This is a genomic window from Rhodanobacter sp. FW106-HT46G03, from assembly GCF_058789895.1.
The window spans coordinates 2,962,208-2,983,445 of sequence record NZ_JBYTCC010000001.1 but is presented as its reverse complement, the minus strand read 5'-3'; the positions used below and the strand labels follow the sequence as shown (position 1 = coordinate 2,983,445).

Genomic DNA, 21,238 nt, shown 5'->3' with positions numbered 1-21,238 from the left:
TGCCCACGACGACTCAGGCGTGCGAGCCTACGGGATCACGTCCCGTACCTCCCCATAACTGGCTCGTCCGGTTCACCGTCCTCGGGCGGGCATGAGGTACTCGCCGGCGGCGGACCCAACACGTCGTTCACCAAGTCATAGCCTTGGGCTTGATGGGCTTGGATCGACACATCCGAGAAGTCATAGTCCCGTGAGGAGGGTTCGCTGGGCGCCCCCTTGCGTATGAAGCGCGTGATGTTCATGGGCGCTTCATCGCCCATGAGTTGGATATACCGTGGTCGCTGCCTAATCTTGTCGCGCACCGTCGCGTCGACCTCCTGAAGGATGTAGTCGATCAGGCTGCGGTAAGCACCGGCTAATTCGCGCGAACGAAGGTCGCTGCGGATGCGTTCCGAATAGACGATCTCGTCGCGTCGAGCCATAACCTCCATCATGTTCGTGGGCAATGTCTTCTCGCCGGCGAACAGGTCCACGATGAAGACCCGCTTTCCATCAGGCCCACAACGGTCGATCACCAGGTCGAGCGGCGAATTGCTCACCATGCCGCCATCCCAATACGGCTTGCCATCGACGAACGTCCAGGAGAACCCCGGCGGCAGGCTGCCGCTGGCCAGGACGTGCTCGGGAGTCAGGTCATCCACGTAGCTGTCGAACACTTCGAGCTGGGCGGTCAGCACGTTGACGGCGCCGACAAGCAGACGTACGGGGCTGGTCTTGAGCGACTGAAAATCCACGTACTGCGTCAGCAGCTTCTTCATGGGTGCCGTATCGTAGTAACCCGTCCAGTCCCAGGGAGGTAGCCAAGGCGTATCCAGCGCGGGCATCCACCGTGGCCTGAAAAACTGCGGCACACCAAACTGCAGGATCTGCATTGCCGTGGTCGCATGCCGCCATGCTTCGGGCATCATCGGATTCGAGGCCACCTGCAAATCCGACCAGAATGCCTGCAAGGCCTCGGTGGCATGCTTCGGATTGCCAGCGATGATCGCGCCGTTGAGTGCGCCGATCGAGATGCCAGCGACGATATCCGGGTAGATTTGGTGTTCTTCGAGTCCTTTAACGACACCGCACTCAAAAGCACCGAGTGCCCCGCCGCCTTGCAGGATCAGCACGGTTTGCGTGGGCAGTTGATCCAGCGTGAAGCCCGGGTCGCTCAACTTCTCCTTTTGCAGCAGCAGATTCGTGCGATAGCGGATCAGGCCTTCGGCGCGTCGCGTTTCATCCGCAGGTCGTCCGAGCGAGAATGCGGCGCGCGGTACGCTGTCCTTCAAATAAAAAAGCGCGAAGGAGCGATCTTTCAGGGAGCCTCGGGCGATCCATTCATCCGAATTCTCCGGTGCGCCCAGCATGTCGAAACCCACATCACCGATTTCGCAGAAGAAATAGGAAACCATGTCGTAGCGCAGACGGCGACCGAGCATGTTCATCCCGGCGAGACGCCCTTGCTTGGCCGCGTTGTCCCAGTGTTCGATATGGCGCCGACACGAAAAGACCGGGTCCAGGAAACTGGTGACGTCGCCGGCAGCCCACACGTTCGGTGCACTGGTCGCAAGCAGGTCGTCGACCACGATCCGGCCGTCGTCCAGCGCAATGCCGCTGCCATCGAGAAACTGCGTGGCTGGCTCAACGCCGGTGCAGACCACGACCAGATCGCACGGTATCGCCTTGCCACTCTGCGTCTGGACTTCGCTTACCTTCTTGCGGCCATGAAAAGCCACCGCTGGATCGCCAGCCAACACCGAGACGCCCTCGGCCTGCGCGTATTGTCCGAAGAAGTCCGAGAGCATGGGGGATTCGAGATGCCGGAGCAGCCGATCGTCGCCTTCGACCACCGTGACGGCCAGGCCCAGCGCGCGCAGCGACATCGCAACCTCCATACCCAGGAAGCTGCCGCCTACGACCACTGCACGTTTGGCTTTCGATGTGGCCTCTCGCAGCGCGTCGCAGTCCGTCTTGAATCGCAGGGTGTGAATCCCTGGGAGGGAGGCGCCCGGCACCTCAAACGGCCGCGGAACCGAGCCGGTTGCGATCAACAGCTTGCCGTAATGGATCGACGTTCCGGTGGAAACTGTCACTACCTGCCGAGTCGTGTCGACCGAAGTGGCCTGTACGCCCAACTCCACGTTGATCTGCTGCTCACTATAGAACTGCTCGGGATAGACCAGGATATGGTGCCCCTCGGCCTCGCCGAGCAAATAGCCCTTCGACAAACTCGGCCGGTGATAGGGCAGCGTCGATTCGGCGGACAGAATCAGGATCGAACCAGCGGCGCCCTCGCGCCGTAGCGCCTCGGCGGCCTGCAGGCTTGCCAGGCCTCCTCCGATGAGAAGGAAGTCAACCTCTTGATGGGCCATTGAGCACCTCGACTGCGCCTGGTTACTGCATGAACCAGCCATGGCTCACGACAAACGACTGTCCGGTCAGTGCCGCGCTCGGAAACGTCGAGAGGAACAGCACGGTCTGCGCTACGTCCTCGACGGTGGTGAAGACGCCGTCGACGGTGCCGCCGAGCATGATGTGGCGAACCACTTCCTCTTCGGAGATGCCGAGTTCCTTTGCCTGCTCGGGAATCTGCTTTTCGACCAACGGCGTCTTGACGAAGCCGGGGCATACGACGTGCGAACGCACATTGTGTGGCGCACCTTCCTTCGCGAGGACCCGGGCGAGGCCAAGCAGTCCGTGTTTGGCGGTGACGTAGGCCGATTTCAGGGGCGAGGCTTCGTGCGAATGCACCGAGCCCATGTAGATCACGACGCCGCCCCGGTCATCCTTGTACATGTATTTGAGCGCCGCTTTCGTCGTCAGGAATGCGCCATCAACATGGATCGCCTGCATCTTCTTCCAATCGGCAAAGGAATAGTCCTCGATCGGATTGACGATCTGGATGCCCGCATTCGAGACCAGGATATCGATTGACCCGAACTCCTTGGCAACCTGATCGATGCCTTGGTTAACCGCATCTTCATTCGTGACATCCATCGCCACGCCCATCGCTTTGCCTGCTGCATGCCGGCCCACGCCGATGGCCTTGCCCTTTGCGCGCTGAATCTCCTTGGCGACGGCGTTCGCGCCATCCAGATTCAGATCGGCGATGGCGACCGCCGCGCCGGCCTGGGCCAGCGTCAACGCGATTTCCTTGCCGATACCGCTCGCCGCGCCCGTGACAACGGCGACCTTGCCATTCAGATTGTTCATGCTGGATTCCTATGTAAAACGTGGAAAGAAACGGGCGCCTAGTGCGCACTATTTCGCGAGGTAGTCGTAGACGACTTCGCCCAGCCCGAGGGTGAGGTCGGCGACAAGGTGGCGGGCCTCCACGATCTCCAGAACCGGCAGGTCCGCGACAGGTGCCAGTGCATGCGGAGCGAGAGCGAGCGAGGCAGGTCCGCTCCACGCGCCTTTCAGGGTGATGTCCTGCATGTAGTAGCGCACCAGCTCGCACACCCGAGGTGAACCATCGACGTGCGGAATGATCTTCAGCAGGAAATTCGGGGCCGCCAACCGCTTCGCCTGTTCGGCGATATCCAGCTCCTTGTGCTTGTAGCCCATGGTGCCCGTGGCGACGCGCACCGGACCGTAGTCGAGCGTGCCCAGCAGCGTATCGGTGTGTGTGGCAAGTGTCGGCGTGGCCAGCTTCTTCGGGAAGCCCCACAACTCGCGCCCGCCTGCGATCGGCGGATGGTCATTGAGATACATCGCAAGCGTGTAGCCGCCTGCAACGCCTTCGTACTCAACAGGGATGACCTGACCACTTTCGGTGTAGTCGCCGAAGCCGGTCGAGTCGGCCATACGGATGAACTCGTAGTGCACGAGCGGTTGGGTCACCTGAAGCGGTTCAGGAACGACCTCCCGCAAGCGAGCCGGATCGGTGCGATATGTGATGATGAAAAATTCACGATTGACGAAGCGATAGGGTCCCATGGGGAAGGCGGGACTCGTAAGGGGCATGGCGAATGCGTGGGACCGCACGAAATCGAGGTTCATTGAACGCCCTTGCAAAGTTTGAAACGTGCCGGGGTCACGATCGCTGCGTCGGACCGGGGTCGGGAAAGCGGTGTCTTCTTCAGGATGCAACGACGCGCCGGAGTGGACTTTCCGACAGATGCGTCGCTGCTCCGGGCGCTCATTTCGTCTTCTGGAGAGCGCGGAGGAATACCCTGACGGCGTCTTTTGTCCACTGATCGCGTTGAGCCGCTGAAGCCGGAGCGTCCGGGTGCATCAGGCACTGCATCATCAGTTCGCCACGCACCAGATTCACGAACATGGCCGCGGCGCAATCGATGCCGATGCCACCGAGATCCACCTCGCCACGCGACACGGCGGCCTCCAACTTCTCCGCGACCATATGATTGACGGTGCCAGGACCGGCGATATAGAAGCCCCGCCCCAGCTCAGGAAACCTCGGTGCCTCCGACGCGACCATGCGAAAGAGCGCCAAACCCTCTCGCGATAGCACGATTTCCAAATAGGCCCGAGCCATGGCGGTCAGGATGTCCGCGAGCCGTTCGCTGGTGAATTTGAGCTTGCGTATGGTGCTCAGGAAGTGCTCGCACTCGGCTTCGACGACGGCGACGAACAGGGCTTCTTTGTTCGGATAGTGCGCATACACCGTCGACTTCGACACGCCAGCGGCCTGCTGGATCATGTCGGTCGTCGCCACGCTGTAGCCATGGGCAAAGAAGACCTTTCGGGCGCCGGCGAGGACGAGGCGTGCTTTCTCGGATTGAGCCACTACCCCCTCGGATGACCGGCTCTTGGCGGTGGTGAGCGACTTTGATTGCGCTGATGAGATAGCCATGTGTCCTCTCTCTCGCTACTGAGGGAAAACTGGACAATACCACACAATCGGACCAAATCATACCGATCGGTTCGGTATCGATTGGATGCCGATTTAGCGCGGCAAACTAGTTGATTCGTCAAACTCTTGACTGTACCGAACCGAGCGGTTTAGCATACGCCATCTTGTTTCTGAATCCAGGGCGGTAACGATGCGGTGTCAGCTTGAGAATGGCGCTGGCGTAGGGCCACAAATCTTCCGGCGGTTGGCGATGGCTGCGACAGCTTCGCTCAGTGTCGTGCTCTGCTCATGCGCTTTGGTGCCGAATGTTGGGCCCGCGCCGCAGCCGGAGCAGGCATCCGAGCTGGCTTCCCAACGAAGCCTTGCGGGGCCGAAGGCCGATTGGCCGACCGAAAACTGGTGGACCAAGTTTGGTGACCACCAGCTCGACGAGTTGATGGCCGAAGCCTTGGCGCATTCGCCCACGATGGCTCAGGCCGAGGCACGGGTGCGCGAAGCGATCTCCCGTTCGCAAATAGCGCGCTCGGCGTTGTATCCGACGGTCGGCGCGGGTGCATCCGTGAGCAAGGAAAAGCTCAGCTACAACTACATCTTTCCCAAGACTGCCGTTCCCCGTGGCTGGAACGACATGGGCGAGGTGACGCTGGATTTCAGTTGGGAACTGGACTTCTGGGGGAAGAATCGCGACGCTCTCAAGGCCGCGACGTCGGAAGCCAAGGCAACCGAAGCGGATGCCGCAGCGGCCCGGCTACTGCTGACGACGACGCTCGCAGACGCCTATGTCCAATTGCAGTTTCTCTATGATCGCCGTGACGTCGTTGCCGATACGCTCCGCAACCGGCAAGCGTTCGATCAGCTTGTGCAAAGGCGTGTCGCCCAAGGCGTGGACGCGCGAACGGAACTCGAAGACTCGGCTGCCAGAGTTGACGCCACCAAGGCGGCTCTAGCGGAGGCGAACGAGCAGATCCAGCTCGCCCAAAACGGTATCGCCGCCTTGTTGGGCAAAGGGCCGGACCGAGGGCTCGATATAGGGCGGCCCTCGCTGTCGCTCCGCCGTCCGGTTGGCCTTCCCGATGCGTTGGATGCGAACCTGCTGGGGCGGATTCCCGAAGTCGTTGCTGCACGCTGGCGTGTCGAAGCAGCAGCGAAGCGTGTGGGCGTGGCGCGAGCCGAGTTTTACCCCAACGTCAATCTCATGGCGTTCGTCGGCTACCAGTCTCTTGGCCTCAACAACCTTTTCAAATCCGGTTCGGATGTTGGCAGCGTAGGGCCGGCGATCAGCCTGCCCATCTTCGAAGGCGGTCGACTGCGCGCCAACTATCGCGGCGCGCGGGCCGAGTATGACTTCGCGGTCGCTTCGTACAACGAGGCGTTGACGCAAGCCCTGCATGAAACCGCGGATGCCGTTCGCAGCCTGAGCGCGCTGGTCGATCGATCGGCGGCGACCGACTCCGAACTGACCCACAGCGAAGAATCCTATCGCCTGGCGAAAGAACGTTATCAGGGCGGCCTCGTTGATTACCTCACGGTGCTCACGACTGAGGACGCTTTGCTTCAGGCGCGACTGGCCGACGCGGCCATTCATGCCCGCGGATATTCCCTCGATGTGGCTTTGGTTAAAGCCCTGGGAGGCGGATTCGAATCCCATTCAACTTTTGAGGCGCGAGTAAAGCCGTGAGTACTGAACACGACGAAACCCAAGGGCAGCCGACACCCCCTGCCGACCCGGTCAAGAAGGAAAAGCGCAAGAAGATGCTTCTGGCATTTGGCGGCGTGCTGGTCCTGATCGCGGTGTGTTATGGCGTATGGCTTATTTTCTTTGCTGGCAAAACGGTGACAACCGACGACGCTTATACCGCCGTCGAAGTCGCGGACGTCACGCCATTGGTCAGCGGCCCGGTCAAGGAGGTCAAGGTCGTCAATACCCAGGCTGTTCACGCAGGTGATGTCCTGGTCGTCCTCGATGACACCGACGCCAAGATTGCGGTCGATCAGGCCGAAGCCGAACTCGGGCGTGCACGTCGGCAAGTCCGACAGATCATGGCCAACGACACCGCACTGGCAGGGCAGTTCGATTTGCGAGAGGCGCAGATCGCCAGCGCCGAGCGTGACGTCGCCCGGGCTCGTGCGGCATATGACAAAGCGGTGTTGGATGAAAAGCGGCGTCGCAATCTCGTGAACGGTGGTGCGGTGTCCGCACAGGACTTCACGAACGCCCAGGCGGCGCTGCGCGAGGCCACGGCCGCTCTCGGACAGGCCGAGGCCAATCTCAAGGCAGCTCGTGCCGCCAGCGTTTCCGCGCATGGGTCGCAGCAGGCCAACCAGGCGCTGTTCCTGGACAGCACGATCGAAACCAACCCGATCGTTGTGGCTGCCAAGGCTCGACTGGACAAGGCGCGCGTCGATCTTGACCGAACGATCATACGCGCCCCCGTTGACGGAATCGTTTCGCAGCGCGCGGTCGATATCGGACAACACGTTCAGGCAGGCACCCGGCTCATGAATATCGTTCCGATCCAGCAAATCTATGTCGATGCCAACTTCAAGGAAAACCAGTTGCGCAACGTCAGGCCGGGCCAGAAGGCGAAACTGACCTCGGACCTCTATGGTGATGACGTCGAGTACGACGGCTGGGTCGAAGGCTTTGAAGGTGGCTCGGGGTCTGCCCTCTCGGTGATTCCGGCCCAAAACGCGACGGGCAACTGGATCAAGGTCGTGCAGCGCTTGCCGGTGCGTATTCACCTCGATCCGGAGCAGCTCAAGAAGCATCCCTTGCGTATAGGTCTGTCGATGGAAGCTACCGTTGATGTGACGACCTCCGGCGCCCATCAGGAACACGCGAAAAACGCGCAGGAGTAGCGCCATGTCGTCTTCGCAATTCCCGCCACTTTCAGGATTCAAGCTGGCCTTCGCGGCGCTGGTGCTCTCGCTGGGTAACTTCATGGTGGTGCTCGACACCACCATCACCAACGTGGCCATGCCCACGATCTCCGGCTACCTCGGCGTATCCACGGACGAGGGGACGTGGATCATTACCGCCTATGCGGTCGCGGAAGCGATCACCGTGCCGTTGACTGGCTGGCTCGCGCTGCAATTCGGTCAGGTCCGGGTCTTTGTGTGGTCCGTCGCCTTGTTCGTGCTGTTTTCGGTGTGCTGCGGCCTGTCCTGGTCGATGCCAAGCCTGGTGTTGTTCCGTGTCCTGCAGGGGCTCGCCGGTGGTCCTCTCATCCCTTTGTCGTCGACACTGCTGCTGGCTGCGTTCCCGGAGAAGAAGTCGAACATAGCGCTTGCCCTGTGGGGCATGATGACCGTCGTGGCGCCTATCATCGGCCCCATCCTGGGTGGCGTCATCACTGACAACTGGCGTTGGCAATGGGTCTTCTACATCAACATCGGTTTCGGCCTGCTGGTGGGCCTGGGAACCCTGTGGGTGCTGCATGGGCGGGAGACGATCATCCGGCGTTCGCGGTTCGACGGCATCGGTCTGGCGCTACTCGTCCTATTCGTGTCCGCGTTTCAGACCATGCTCGACAAAGGGCGTGACCTCGACTGGTTTTCCTCGAATCTGATCGTGACCTGCGCCGTGGTGGCGGCCATCTCGCTGGTGCTGTTCATCATCTGGGAGCTGACCGATGATCACCCCGTCATCGATCTGAGCGTCTTCAAATCACGCAACTGGCTGATATCGACAATCACGCTTTGTCTGATGTACGGCATCTTCTTCGGCAACATCGTGCTGACGCCGCTCTGGTTGCAGCAATGGATGGGGTACACCGCCACCTGGGCGGGCTACGCGACGGCGCCCATGGGCATTCTCGCGGTGGTGACGTCGCCCATCGTGGGCCGCCTGTTGCCAAAGATCGATCCGCGACTGCTGGTCAGTTACGGCATGGGCGTGCTGGCGCTCTCGTTTGTCATGCGGGCCTTGATGACGTCGCAGGTGGGCGTCATGTCCGTGGCGGTTCCGATGTTCATCCTAGGTGCGGGCATCCCGGCCTGCGTCATCACGCTGACGTCCCTCGGTGTTTCCGATCTGTCGGCGGAGAAGATTGCCGGCGGATCGGGATTGCAGAACTTCCTGCGCGTCCTGTGCATGGCGGTCGGTTCGTCCCTGACTCAGACGTATTGGGACCATATGACCAAGTTCAGCCGGGCTGAACTCGTCGCCGCGATCGATCCTTTTGCCCCGATGGATGTGAGTTCCAAGCTCGCCCATGCCGGTGTCCCCCCGCAGAGCGCCATCGCCATGTTCTCCCGAATGGTGGACAGCCAGGCGGTCATGCTGGCGACCAACGATTTCTACCAGGAAGCGACCTTCCTGATGCTTGCCTCCATCGCCGTGGTTTGGCTCATCAAGCGTCCAAAGGGGCCGCTCAAGAAGGTTACGGGTCACTGATGTAGGAGCCCTGGACGACGGCGCCCGCCATAGGAATCCCTTGGCACGTCTACGGGGCTGTAACGCTATCGGGCCCTCTAGCGAATGGGCGGACGACGATGAACGGCACCAACAAGGTAGGCGGCCTGATTTCGCAACTGCATCAGCGCTGGTGTGATCCAGCGATGTTCGTTCTGCTTGTCGTGCAGTGCATCGCCGTTTTTGGAATGATTCCGGCCGCGGCCTCTAGGCCGCTGGTGCCGGCGAGTGTCATCGGCGTCGTGCCGCTTCTTTGCGCCTCGTTGGTGATTTTCACCACACGAACGAAATGGACCGTCGCCATTGGTTCGGTAGCTCTCGGGCTGTTCGGTTGCGTCATCGTACTGGCACACTTCCAAGAAAATTTACTGGCCGTGGTCACACAGGACCTGTTGGCAATTTCGGCCTTCTTATTGCTGACCGCAACCGTGCTAGTCACTGTCTTCGCACCTGGCCGCTTCACGACCTATCGAGCCTTTGGCTCGCTCATCATCTATCTCAATATCGGTTTGCTTTTCACGTTGATTTTCCGTTTGATCGTGGCGCTGTCCGTTCATGCGTTCTCCGGACTACCGGCCACCAACAATCAACCCGCACTTCGCGCTGCGCTCGAATATTTCTCATTCTCGGCTCTCACGTCCGTGGGCTTCGGGGACATTGTGCCCCTCACTCCCATCGCTCGCGGGATGACAATCCTTGAAGCGTCCATTGGCCACATCTATCCGGCAACGCTGCTGGCAAGAGTTGTCACGCGCGTGATGCACGCACGGGGAGAGTGACATGTCTGTGCCGAACTCGAAAGACGTCAATTTTGATTTCCCTCATAGCCTTCTGCACGTCATGAGTCGGGCGAACGTGGCCATGTGGCAATTCGTGACACACAAGACCTATGCGACTGGCGGGATCACAGGCATGCAGGCGAGCGTGCTTCTCTTGCTGATGTATCGGCATAGCGCGACATCGATGGACCTCGCTCGTGAGTACAAGCTGCATTCGAGCGCCATCACACGATTGGTGGATCGTCTTGTTCGTCTTGAATTGGTCGAACGGATACCGTGCGAGAACGACAGACGCGCCACTTACCTGCGCGCCACTTCCAAAGGAAAAAAGATCTCGGAGCAACTTCCAGCCATCTTTGCGGGCGCTTTTGAAGCCCTCCTCGACGGCATTGACGAGCGCGACGTGGATACGCTGAGAAGGTGCTTGAGGCACATCCTTCTCAACGCGCGAGCGGCTGAAGAGCTGAGCGATTCGCCGGATCAACGGGACTTTTATGGCTAGTTGAAGGATCGAGACTGATCTGCGCCCATGACTTACCGGCGTGGCGTTTCATGTGCGCAGTCTCAACGATGTTAGAGCGGACTGAATGGGGTGTCACCAGGATGGAAATACGCCACCTACGCAGTTTCATTGCAGTCGCGGAAGAATTGCATTTCGCGCGTGCTGCTGAGCGCCTGCACATCGAGCAGTCTCCGCTATCGCGCACGATAAAAGAACTCGAATACGATCTTGGCGCTCAGCTCTTCGAGCGCACAGCACGTGGCACCCGGCTGACCTGGGCGGGGCAAGTGTTCTTGGAGGATGTGCGCCGTGTGTTTGCCGCCCTGGACCAAGCCAAAATCAACGTGAAGAACGCCGCCAATGGTTACCGCGGCATGTTGCGCGTGGCGGTTTCCGACGGCATCGTTCCCTCGCGCATGGCCGCTCTGCTGGCGCGGTGCCGAGCGGAGGAGCCTGAAGTCGGCATACGTGTGTTCCAGACGCCGTTCTCGCATCAGGTCAAAGGGCTCCGCGATGACTTGTATGACGTAGGGTTTGCGCAGTCGGAAGATGTTGGCGAAGGCATTCTGGCCGAACCCGTGTGGCATGACCCACTGGTTGCGGCTGTACCGGCGCGCCATCCGTTGCTCTTACATAAGTCCATACCTTTAGAAGACGCACTGCGCTTCCCCCTGGTCTTGTGCCATCCCGAGGCCTGTGAAGGCTGCGCTCGACAGATTGAGCGCGTTCTGCGCATGGTGGATGTCGAGCCCATTGTTGCGGACCATGTGCTCTCTTACGACATGCTAATCGCACTGGTCGCTGCCGGCTATGGCATCGCGTTTACCAACGCCGCGCATATCCAGGATTTCAGCCACCCGGACATCGTAGTTCGGCCTCTGGCCGGCGACGCAGTGCAACTGACGACATATCTGTTGCGGCCAGACAGCGAACCTTCCGAGCCGCTGAGACACTTCATAGAGCGAGTTAAACCAGAAATCGACGCGGCAGGGGGCGACACGTATTAGGCGGATCGTATGGATATCAATCTAAATGACATAGCTCTATATGTAGAAGTGGTTCGACGTAAGAGCTTTACAAGCGCCTCCAAGGCACTGGGCATTCCATTGTCGACGCTATCTCGCCGCATCACGGAACTGGAACGCACGATCGGAACACGGCTTCTTAACCGCACGACACGGCGGCTCGATCTCACTAGCGGAGGGTCTTTCTATTACCAGCGTTGTCGCCGGCTTGTAGAAAAGCTGAGTGTTGCGCACGAGGGAATTGCTGAGTTACGCGATAAATCTAAATAGAACATGGCTCCGTCGCGAACGGAGGGAGGCGCGATATGGATATCAACCTAAACGACACAGCCATATATGTAGAAGTGGTCCGACGCCAGAGCTTTACCCGTGCTTCCGAGGCGCTGGATATCCCATCGTCAACGCTGTCGCGACGCATCACAGAGCTGGAACATGCGATCGGCATACGCCTTCTTAATCGAAGTACGCGGCGGCTTGGTCTCACTGAAGCAGGGACGATCTATTACGAGCACTGCCGCCGACTTGTCGATGAACTGCGCATAGCGCACGAACAGATCGCCGAGATGAATGAATCCTTGGCAGGCATGCTTCGGATCTCCTTGCCTGACGGCCTTGCACAGATACTGATTCCCGGCATGATGCGGGAGTTCGGTAGGCAGTACCCGCGCATCGCATGTGATTTTCATATGGGCAACGAGGTACTTGATCCGATCTCAAACACTTACGATCTTGCGCTCCGATTCGGACGTCAGCCCGATTACGAGCTGGTAGCACACCGAATTCTAATGCTGCCACGCGAGCTTTACGCGTCGCCTGCCTACCTCGCCGAACGCGGAACGCCTGGTACCCCGGAGAACTTGATCCGACACGAGTGCCTGCGCATCAGCGATGCTCATGACCGAAGCACATGGGAATTACTCAATGGCTCGGAGACGAAGCGAGTGGACGTCACCGGGAGAATGACGGCCAGCCATGCCGGCGCGTTGGCACATCTGGCCGCTGCCGGCTTCGGCATCGCGCCACTACCGGCATTCGATATGATGCGCCGGGCTGTGCGGGCCGCTGGCCTGGTTCGTGTGTTGACGGACTGGAGCTTAGTGCCGACTCCTCTTTACGCCCTGTTACCCACTAGCAACGTTCCGGCCAAGACGCGGGCATTCTTGGGCTTTATCGAACCCAAATTGATCGACGATATGAGCTGGAACTCCCGGAAGTGATGCCAAACACCTACTTGCGCCGTACCGTGTTGGCGCCTGCCCGACGATATCCTGGGCATGCAGCACATTCCCTTTGGGCATGTAGAGTGTGCCATTGAGACGAATCTAAATGTTCATCCGCCAGCTTAACTATCTGATCGCTCTAGACAGGTACCGCCATTTCGGGCGGGCCGCGGAAGCCTGCCACGTTTCCCAGCCCGCGCTATCGAATGGACTTCGGGAGCTGGAGCGTGAACTTGGCATCACCATAGTCAAGCGCAACCGATCCTTCGAGGGAATTACCCCAGAGGGCGAGCGCGTCATCGTGTGGGTGCAGCAGGTGCTGGCCTCGCTGGAGGGGCTCAAGCAGGAAGCGGATCTAGTGCGCAGCGTCCCACAGGGCCATCTTGCGATCGGTGTCATCCCTACGGCCGGCGGTGCGGCGACCCTGCTTAGCGCCGAATACAGGGAAATCTTGCCGCAGCTTACGCTCGAGGTGCTGTCGCTTAGCACGCCGGAGATCCTCCAGCGTTTGAAGTCGCAGGACCTGCATCTGGGAATGCTTTATGAGAGATCGATAGAGGGTGACGACTATGACGTGTTGTCGCTGTTCTCCGAGCGTTACATCCTAGTCAGTAGCGAGCAAACGTCGCTTCCACATCATCTGGGCTGGGCGGAAGTTGCTGACCTGCCACTGTGCTTACTTACCCAAGACATGCAGAACCGCCAGACGATCGAAGAGCGGTTCCGGAGCGTCAACGCGACACCTAACGTGGTACTTGAAGCCAACGCCATTCGCGTCCTGTTGAGCGAGTGTCAAAGCGGGCGCGCGTTTAGCATCATGCCGCTTAGCGCATTGCCCATCCAATATGAAGGTGCTGGCCTTAGAGTCCATCCGATCACGCCGGCACATGCCGAAGACGTTTGCCTGGTCCGGCTGCATCGCGAGCCCCAGACGGCACTTTCCCATGCCATTTGGAAAATTGCTTCCAACCTCGATTTTGAGGCCATTCTCAATCAGCCTTTGCCCAGGTCGGCGTCGCAGCAGCGGCCGGATGAGCGGTAGCCATCGGGCGGAGCGTTGCATCACGCAATGCGACTATGCGCTGCTTCCGGCTCCCGTATGTCGCGCCAATCCGATGGGCAAAAAGCGATATCCGTCAATCCCACGGGCATTGCCTGACCACACGGAATTGCGGCTTCAGTCCTATTGTCCACGCTTGCTGGCTGCCGCCGTAGGCAAACGATAGTTTCTCCCTTGTTTTGATGACCCACAGGGCTCAACGATGGCCTACGCGCCCTCGTAAATTTACCTGATAGATCGTCGTTATCACGAGATTCCGCCGAACGATTGGAGTGCTCCGTCCGCTCCACGTAACGTTCTGACGAAGCGGTGACGCACGTTGCGGCCGTGAAACGCCCCTCAAGGAGATACCTAGCGATGGCAAAGATTCTTTGTGTCCTTTATCCCGATCCGAAAACCGGCTATCCGCCGGCCTACCCGCGGGACGACATTCCCACCATTACCAAGTACGCCAACGGCCAGACGGCGCCGACGCCGAAAGGGCCGCTCGGCTTCAAGCCGGGCGAGCTAGTCGGCTGCGTGTCGGGTGAACTGGGTCTGCGCACGTGGGCTGAGAAGAACGGCCACGAGCTGATCGTCACCAGCGACAAGGACGGCCCGAATTCCGAGTTCGAGAAGCACCTGCCCGACGCGGAAGTGGTGATCTCGCAGCCATTCTGGCCGGCCTACCTGACCAAGGAACGCATTGCCAAGGCGAAGAAGCTGAAGCTGGCGCTGACCGCCGGCATTGGCTCGGATCACGTCGATCTGGAAGCAGCAGCCAAGGCCCATGTCACGGTGGCCGAGGTTACAGGCTCGAACAGCATCAGCGTGGCCGAGCATGTGGTGATGATGGTGCTGTCGCTGGTTCGCAACTATTTGCCATCCCACAAGATTGCCGTCGAAGGCGGTTGGGACATCGCAGACTGCGTGTCGCGCAGCTACGACGTTGAGGGCATGCACTTCGGCACCGTCGCGGCTGGCCGCATCGGCGTGGCGGTGTTGCGCCGGCTGAAGCCTTTCGACCTAAAACTGCACTACACCGACCCTCACCGCCTAAACCCGGAAGTCGAGAAGGAACTGAATCTCACCTTTCATCCGGACGCTGAGTCGCTGGTCAAAGCGGTGGACATCGTCAGCCTACACATGCCGCTGTATCCATCGACCGAGCATTTCTTCAACGATGCGATGTTCGCCAAAATGAAGCGTGGTGCGTACCTCATCAACACTGCGCGCGGCAAGCTGATCGAGCGTGATGCGATCGTGCGGGCGCTCGAATCAGGGCACCTCGCCGGCTATGCAGGCGATGTGTGGTTCCCGCAACCGGCGCCGGCGGATCATCCTTGGCGGACTATGCCCTGGAACGGGATGACGCCGCACATTTCCGGCACGTCGCTCTCGGCCCAGGCACGTTATGCGGCGGGGACGTTGGAGATCCTAGAAAGCTATTTTAGTGGCACGCCCATCCGCAACGAGTACCTCATTGTCGACAGCGGCGTACTCGCTGGAACGGGCGCCAAGTCCTACAAGCTGACGTAAGCCGAGCGGCAAGTGCCGCAGCGGCAGCGCACCCTACGCCCTGGACGGAGGCGCGCTGCCGCTCCACATCCCGGTAGCGGTTTTTCCCTGCCACACCGGATTAATAAACCTAATTCAGCCTGCGACGGGTCCGCCTCAAAGATGACAAGCAAATCGAGTCCCGGTGTTCCTCATGTCGTCATTGTCGGTGCCGGCTTCGGCGGCCTTCAGGCCGCAAGACGTCTCGCGTCTGCACCAATCCGCATTACGATGATCGACCAGCGGAACTATCATCTGTTCCAGCCCTTGCTCTATCAGGTCGCCACAGCGTCTCTGGCGACAGCGGAGATCGCCTGGCCAATCCGCTGGCTCTTGCGCCGATACAGAAACATCACCACCCTACTGGGGACGGTCGTTGCCGTGGACACAGAACGGAAGACCGTTCTGTTGGGAGGCGAAAAACCGGCGGTACCTTTTGACATACTGGTGTTGGCGACCGGCTCGCGCCAGTCCTATTTTGGACATGACGAATGGGAGCGGTATGCGCCCAGCCTGAAGACACTCGATGATGCCATCGCAATCCGCCGGCGCGTTCTTGGTGCCTTCGAACAGGCTGAGTGGGAAACCGATGCCGCCAGACGCGCGCGACTCCTGACTTTCGTGATCGTGGGCGCCGGGCCCACCGGCGTGGAACTCGCTGGCACTATCGCTGAGCTTGCACGTGAGACGCTAAGAAAGGACTTTCGCAACTTCGATACGCGCGACGCCCGTGTCGTTCTCGTTGAGGCAGGCCCGACTGTTCTTCCTGGCTTCGCTCCGAGTCTTTCGGCCTATGCGCGCCGTGCGCTGGAGAAGTTGGGGGTCGAAATCAAGCTCCAGCAGGCCGTATCGCAGTGTGAAGATGGAGCTGTCGCGTTCGGTGATACTTTTCTCGCTGCAAGGAACATTGTATGGGCTGCAGGCGTTGCCGCTTCACCCGCCGCCCAATGGCTCAACACATCGGCTGATCGTGCCGGACGTGTCGAGGTGGCGCCGGACCTGAGCGTTCCCAATCATCCGGATATCTTCGTTATTGGCGACAGCGCGCATGTCGAAACTGCGGAGCGAAAGTTGATCCCGGGCGTGGCGCAGGCTGCTAAGCAGCAAGGCCGCTACGTTGCAACAGTCATCCGGTCGAAGCTTCGCGGAAAGCCTTGGCAACGGCCATTCCGGTACTCGAATTTCGGTGCCGTTGCGACAATTGGTAAGCGAGCCGCCATCATGGACCTTGGCTGGCTGAAACTGAAGGGACGGCTAGCCTGGTGGGGCTGGGGCGTCGCCCACATTTACTTTCTAATCGGGTTGCGCGACCGTCTGGCTGTCACGCTAAGCTGGCTGTGGACTTACGTCAGCGGTCAACGCGGCGCGCGCGTCATTATCGAGGATACAACCGCTGGCGCTTCTCACGATCCGGAGCAGGTGCAATGACTCTCGATCCGCTGATCCTGGCGCGAGCGCAGTTCGCCTTCACGATTTCGTTCCATTTCCTCTTTCCTGCCTTTACGATCGGACTGGCCAGCTTCCTCGTGGTGCTAGAAGCGCTCTGGTTGAAAACGGGTCAGGGCGTCTATGCCAATCTGTACCGCTACTGGCTCAAGATCTTCGCCGTGGTCTTTGGCATGGGCGTCGTATCGGGCGTCGTCATGTCCTACGAGTTCGGCACGAACTGGTCGGTGTTTTCGGCGAAAACAGCGCCGATCATCGGCCCCCTGATGACCTACGAGGTAATGACTGCCTTCTTCCTGGAAGCGGGCTTTCTCGGCGTGATGCTGTTCGGTATCTCGAAGGTCGGCAAGCGGGTCCATTTCTTCGCGGGTTGCATGGTGGCCCTGGGCACGCTGATTTCGGCGACGTGGATCATCGCCGCAAACAGTTGGATGCAGACGCCGGTAGGTTATGCGATCAACGCCAAAGGGCAATTCGTGCCCGCAGGCTCCTGGCTACCCATCATCTTCAATCCGAGCTTCCCCTACCGGCTCGTCCATACGGTGATCGCGTGTTTCCTTACGACCGCGCTCCTGGTCGGAGGCGTGGGTGCGTGGCATCTGCTGAAAGATCGGGCCAATCCGGGCGCGCGCAAGATGTTCTCCATGGCGATGTGGATGGCCGCCATCGTCACGCCGATCCAGATGTTCGCCGGCGACCTGCAGGGACGCAATACGCTCGAATACCAGCCGGCCAAGGTGCTTGCCATGGAGGGCGACTATCATCTGAGCCCACACGGCGCATCGATGATCCTGTTCGGGCTACCGAGCAGCAATGAGGCGCGCGTTCTGTACGAAATCTCCGTGCCTTATGTAGGGTCGCTCATTCTCAAACACGATCCGCAGGCGCCGCTCCAGGGCCTCAGCGACTTTCCACGTGATCAGTGGCCGCCGGTGGCGATCGTGTTCTGGTCGTTCCGCATCATGGTGGGATTGGGCCTTGCGATGCTCGGCCTTGGATTGTGGAGCCTGTGGGCTCGCATCCGTCGGCAGCTCTACGACTGGGCCTGGCTTCACCGCTTCGCCGTGCTGATGGGCCCATCCGGTCTGGTTGCCGTCCTCGCAGGATGGGTGACGACCGAGGTGGGACGGCAGCCTTTTACGGTCTACGGGCTCTTGCGCACCGAGGAGTCTCATTCGCCGTTGGCGGCTCCCGCCGTGGCGGCCTCGCTGGGCGCCTTTGCGGTGGTCTATTTCTGCGCCTTTGGGGCCGGCATCTACTATCTGCTGCGGTTGATGGCGACGCCGCCAAGTCCTGAGGAAAGCGAACCGCCGCGAATTCCCCAGCGGGCGAGCGGCATTACGCCTGCGTCCGGCGTCCACAAGAACGCTGCCGGCGAGTGAGGGCATACCGATGAACGTCGATCTCTCCCTAGTCTGGGCCGGCATTATTGCCTTCGCCATCTTCGCGTATGTCGTCATGGACGGATTCGATCTGGGTATCGGCATTCTGTTCCCGAGCTTTCCCGCTGGGAACGAACGTGACGAGGCGATGAACGCGATTGCGCCTATCTGGGACGGCAATGAGACCTGGCTCGTGATGGGTGGCGGCGGCCTCATGGCGGCCTTTCCCATCGCCTACGCGATCATCCTGCCCGCGACCTATCCGCTGATGATCGCGATGCTGCTCGGTCTCGTCTTCCGTGGCGTCGCCTTCGAGTTTCGCTGGCGCGATGACCGCCATCGCCCCGTCTGGGACGTCGCCTTTACCGTGGGCTCCCATATCGCGGCGCTTGCGCAAGGGATCACCCTGGGCGCCATCCTGCAGGGCATCCGCGTCGAGCACGACGCCTATGCCGGTGGCTGGCTCGACTGGTTGAGCCCCTTCACTCTGTTGACGGGCGTGTCGGTCATGATCGGCTACGCTCTGCTTGGGGCGACCTGGCTGATCTGGAAAACGGAGGGGCGGACTCAGGCTCATGCGCGCAAACTCGCCCTCGGTCTTGGCATCGCCACACTGCTCGCCATGGCGGCCGTGAGCATCGCGACGCCCTTCCTGGCCTACGACTATTGGCGGCGCTGGTTCGCCATGCCGGGCGTGCTGCTGACCGCGCAGGTGCCGTTGCTGGTTGTCGTCGCCACTGTCGCCTTCTTCTGGAGCCTGCGGCGGCACGCTGAACGGCTGCCTTTCCTCATGGCTCTCGTTCTGTTTCTGCTCGGGTTTGTCGGCCTCGCCGTGAGCATGTACCCCTATATGGTGCCGCGCGCGGTCACAATCTGGGAGGCGTCCGCACCGCCACAAAGCCAAGCGTTCATGCTGGCCGGCGCCGTCATCATCATCCCGGCCATCATCACTTACACGAGCTGGGCGTATTGGGTGTTCCGTGGAAAAGTCGGCGATCGGGGTTATCACTGACCGAACAGCGTGATGCGTATCAACTTGGCCGCAAATCAGGCCTGATTCGGTTTGACGTGCGGCAATTCCGACAAGGGCTTTTCGCCGCCCGACGATCGGGCTTTCGCCATCGCCCTATGCAGGGCGAAAGCGGAGTTGACGAGGGCAACATGGCTGAAGGCTTGAGGGAAGTTCCCGAGCTGACGCTTTGCCCGCGGATCATATTCCTCGGCGAGCAGCCCCACGTCATTGGTCAGTGTAATCAGCCGTCGAAACAATCGCTGAGCGTCTTCAAACCGTCCTTGGAGCACATAGTTGTCGACTAGCCAGAAGCTGCAAGCCAGGAAGGCACCTTCGCCTGGCGGCAGCCCATCGACACCGCTACCGCTCTCGTAACGCAGGACAAGGTCGTCCCAGACAAGCCGTTGCTCGATTTCCCGTATGGTATTGGTCACACGCTCGTCGTCGGGAGGAAGAAAACCGACGATGGCGAACAGCAGCGTTGACGCGTCTAGTTCCGTCGAACCATACGACTGGACAAAGCAACGGCGCTTCAGGTCCACCCCATTTTTGCAAATGTCCGCATGGATGCGGTCGGCCAGTTTCCGGTAGTGCTTCTGCTTGGGTGCATCGCCGTCCAGGTAATCGCTGGTGGCCGCGCGATCGAATGATACCCATGCCATGACCTTGGAATGGACGAAATGACGCGGTTCACCACGAATCTCCCAGATGCCGGCATCCGGTTCTCGCCACACCTTCTCCAAGTGGTCGAGAAGCGCCGTGCGAAGCGCGAGTCCTCTGGCCGGGGGAGGCAAGCCACCCTTGGCAGCTACCGCCATGGCATGTGACAACTCCCCGAAAATGTCGAGTTGTACCTGTTTGGCGGCCATATTGCCGACGCGCACCGGCGACGACTTCCGATAGCCCTTGAGCCAAGGAACCGTCCACTCGTCTAGGCGTCGTTCGCCCCGGAGCCCGTACATGATCTGGATCTGCTCTGGGCGACCGGCTACGGCCCGGAGTAGCCATTCGCGCCAGAGATCTGCTTCCTCTTCGTATCCGCCATTCAGAAAGGCAAGCAGGGTAAAGGTTGCATCGCGAAGCCAGCAATAGCGGTAATCCCAATTGCGCTCGCCCCCGAGGAATTCCGGAAGGGAAGTGGTGGCTGCGGCAACGATGCCGCCAGTGGAATGGAAGGTCAGCGCTTTGAGCGTCAGCAGCGAGCGCCGAACAACGTCGGTCCATGGACCGGCCTCGGCGCCACGCATCGACCATCCCTGCCAATAGGCCTTCGTCCGCTGATAGCTGCGGTCGACATCGATCATCGCCGGCGATGCCTCGTAGGACGGGCCGTAGCTCAGCACCACCGGCACGGTGTCACCTTCTTTGACGGTGAACTCCGCAGTGAGTACGTCGTTGTCGTTGTGCAATCTCAGCGGCGTGCGCAGCACGAGCGCGTCTGGACCGGCGACCAAGGTATGGGTATGGTCGTCGATCCTGCTGATCCAGGGCACCGTCATGCCGTAGTCGAAACGCACCGCCAGGACGAAGCGCAATCGCACCTTTCCCTTGATGCCGCGCGCACGCCGGACAAGGTGCCGGCTGTCTTGGTCCATGGCCATGAAGTCGGTCAGTTCGACCTCCCCTCCACTGGTGCAAAAAGTGGTCACCAGGATCAACGTGCCGTCGATGTACCGGCGCGTCACGGACTTCACCTTCGCCGCAGGCGCGACCTGCCAGAACCCGTTGTTTCTCTTTCCAAGGAGTGCCGCGAAACAGGCGGCCGAATCGAAGTGAGGCAGGCACAGCCAGTCGATGGAACCGTCTCTTCCTACCAGTGCGGCTGTGTGACCGTCGCCAATCAAGGCGTAGTGCTCGATGCGCTGCCTCATGACGGGTTGGCACACGCGGAAGGAACCGTTCGCGCCCCCCATACATGATGGCTATGTCGAGGAATCGATAGGCTGACTGGAACGCCTGTCATAGCTAGCTCTCGCATTCAAGGGCCCTCGGTTTATTGCCGGCGTGAAGCGCATGACCCGTTTTAGGGTCATCTTGTACCGAGCGGTTCGGTATTATAGGCTA

General features: G+C 60.2%; 18 protein-coding genes. 13 read left to right on the top strand and 5 right to left on the bottom strand.

All coding sequences use genetic code 11. The annotated features are described in order from the left end of the window. Positions 1-35: 35 nt before the first annotated feature. The 4 genes from AC3WP6_RS13420 to AC3WP6_RS13405 form a co-directional block, all read right to left on the bottom strand. Positions 36-2,354, bottom strand: a complete 2,319-nt coding sequence (locus AC3WP6_RS13420; RefSeq protein WP_060715285.1) for an FAD-dependent oxidoreductase — start codon at positions 2,352-2,354, stop codon at positions 36-38. A 22-nt stretch (positions 2,355-2,376) separates the two neighbouring features. Then, a complete protein-coding gene (locus tag AC3WP6_RS13415) occupies positions 2,377-3,195 on the bottom strand; it encodes a 3-hydroxybutyrate dehydrogenase (protein WP_060715284.1) in 819 nt (272 codons plus the stop codon). A gap of 48 nt (positions 3,196-3,243) precedes the next feature. Next, positions 3,244-3,984, bottom strand: a complete 741-nt coding sequence (locus AC3WP6_RS13410) for an acetoacetate decarboxylase (RefSeq protein ID WP_060715283.1) — start codon at positions 3,982-3,984, stop codon at positions 3,244-3,246. 139 nt (positions 3,985-4,123) lie between these two features. Continuing rightward, positions 4,124-4,798, bottom strand: coding sequence for a TetR/AcrR family transcriptional regulator (locus tag AC3WP6_RS13405; protein ID WP_081091350.1), 675 nt, complete (start codon positions 4,796-4,798; stop codon positions 4,124-4,126). A gap of 250 nt (positions 4,799-5,048) precedes the next feature. Here AC3WP6_RS13405 and AC3WP6_RS13400 point away from each other — a divergent pair, with 250 nt between their 5' ends. The 13 genes from AC3WP6_RS13400 (at position 5,049) to cydB (ending at position 19,174) form a co-directional block, all read left to right on the top strand. Then, positions 5,049-6,476, top strand: a complete 1,428-nt coding sequence (locus AC3WP6_RS13400; protein ID WP_060715294.1) for an efflux transporter outer membrane subunit — start codon at positions 5,049-5,051, stop codon at positions 6,474-6,476. Continuing rightward, entirely contained in the window at positions 6,473-7,657 is a 1,185-nt protein-coding gene (locus tag AC3WP6_RS13395; RefSeq protein ID WP_060715282.1) for an HlyD family secretion protein, read from the top strand. Before AC3WP6_RS13400 ends, AC3WP6_RS13395 begins: the two co-directional genes overlap by 4 nt. Positions 7,658-7,661: 4 nt before the next feature. Then, positions 7,662-9,194, top strand: a complete 1,533-nt coding sequence (locus tag AC3WP6_RS13390) for a DHA2 family efflux MFS transporter permease subunit (protein WP_060715281.1) — start codon at positions 7,662-7,664, stop codon at positions 9,192-9,194. A 98-nt stretch (positions 9,195-9,292) separates the two neighbouring features. After that, positions 9,293-9,991, top strand: a complete 699-nt coding sequence (locus tag AC3WP6_RS13385; RefSeq protein ID WP_105797605.1) for an ion channel — start codon at positions 9,293-9,295, stop codon at positions 9,989-9,991. 1 nt (position 9,992) lies between these two features. Beyond that, on the top strand, positions 9,993-10,493 hold the full coding sequence (locus AC3WP6_RS13380; RefSeq protein ID WP_060715399.1) for a MarR family winged helix-turn-helix transcriptional regulator: 501 nt from the start codon (positions 9,993-9,995) through the stop codon (positions 10,491-10,493). Positions 10,494-10,594: 101 nt separating this feature from the next. Then, entirely contained in the window at positions 10,595-11,500 is a 906-nt protein-coding gene (locus tag AC3WP6_RS13375) for a LysR family transcriptional regulator (RefSeq protein ID WP_060715398.1), read from the top strand. 9 nt (positions 11,501-11,509) lie between these two features. After that, positions 11,510-11,788, top strand: a complete 279-nt coding sequence (locus AC3WP6_RS13370) for a LysR family transcriptional regulator (protein ID WP_081091367.1) — start codon at positions 11,510-11,512, stop codon at positions 11,786-11,788. Between the two features lie 35 nt (positions 11,789-11,823). After that, positions 11,824-12,735 (top strand): LysR family transcriptional regulator, encoded by a 912-nt coding sequence (locus tag AC3WP6_RS13365; protein WP_060715397.1) that lies wholly within the window; start codon positions 11,824-11,826, stop codon positions 12,733-12,735. A 109-nt stretch (positions 12,736-12,844) separates the two neighbouring features. Continuing rightward, the gene (locus tag AC3WP6_RS13360) at positions 12,845-13,780 is read left to right on the top strand and encodes a LysR family transcriptional regulator (RefSeq protein WP_060715396.1); all 936 of its coding nucleotides are present in this window, start codon (positions 12,845-12,847) and stop codon (positions 13,778-13,780) included. Between the two features lie 375 nt (positions 13,781-14,155). After that, complete coding sequence (locus AC3WP6_RS13355) at positions 14,156-15,316, top strand: NAD-dependent formate dehydrogenase (protein WP_060715395.1); 1,161 nt, start codon at positions 14,156-14,158, stop codon at positions 15,314-15,316. A gap of 141 nt (positions 15,317-15,457) precedes the next feature. Further along, the gene (locus tag AC3WP6_RS13350) at positions 15,458-16,762 is read left to right on the top strand and encodes an NAD(P)/FAD-dependent oxidoreductase (protein WP_105797317.1); all 1,305 of its coding nucleotides are present in this window, start codon (positions 15,458-15,460) and stop codon (positions 16,760-16,762) included. Further along, positions 16,759-18,162 (top strand): cytochrome ubiquinol oxidase subunit I, encoded by a 1,404-nt coding sequence (locus tag AC3WP6_RS13345; RefSeq protein ID WP_060715385.1) that lies wholly within the window; start codon positions 16,759-16,761, stop codon positions 18,160-18,162. Before AC3WP6_RS13350 ends, AC3WP6_RS13345 begins: the two co-directional genes overlap by 4 nt. Positions 18,163-18,166: 4 nt before the next feature. Continuing rightward, positions 18,167-19,174 carry a cytochrome d ubiquinol oxidase subunit II gene (gene cydB, locus AC3WP6_RS13340; protein ID WP_492628707.1) on the top strand — a complete coding sequence of 336 codons (1,008 nt, stop codon included), beginning with the start codon at positions 18,167-18,169 and terminating at the stop codon, positions 19,172-19,174. Between the two features lie 35 nt (positions 19,175-19,209). Here cydB and AC3WP6_RS13335 read toward each other — a convergent pair whose 3' ends face one another. After that, a complete protein-coding gene (locus AC3WP6_RS13335; RefSeq protein WP_060715411.1) occupies positions 19,210-21,045 on the bottom strand; it encodes a glycoside hydrolase family 15 protein in 1,836 nt (611 codons plus the stop codon). Positions 21,046-21,238 lie beyond the last annotated feature (193 nt).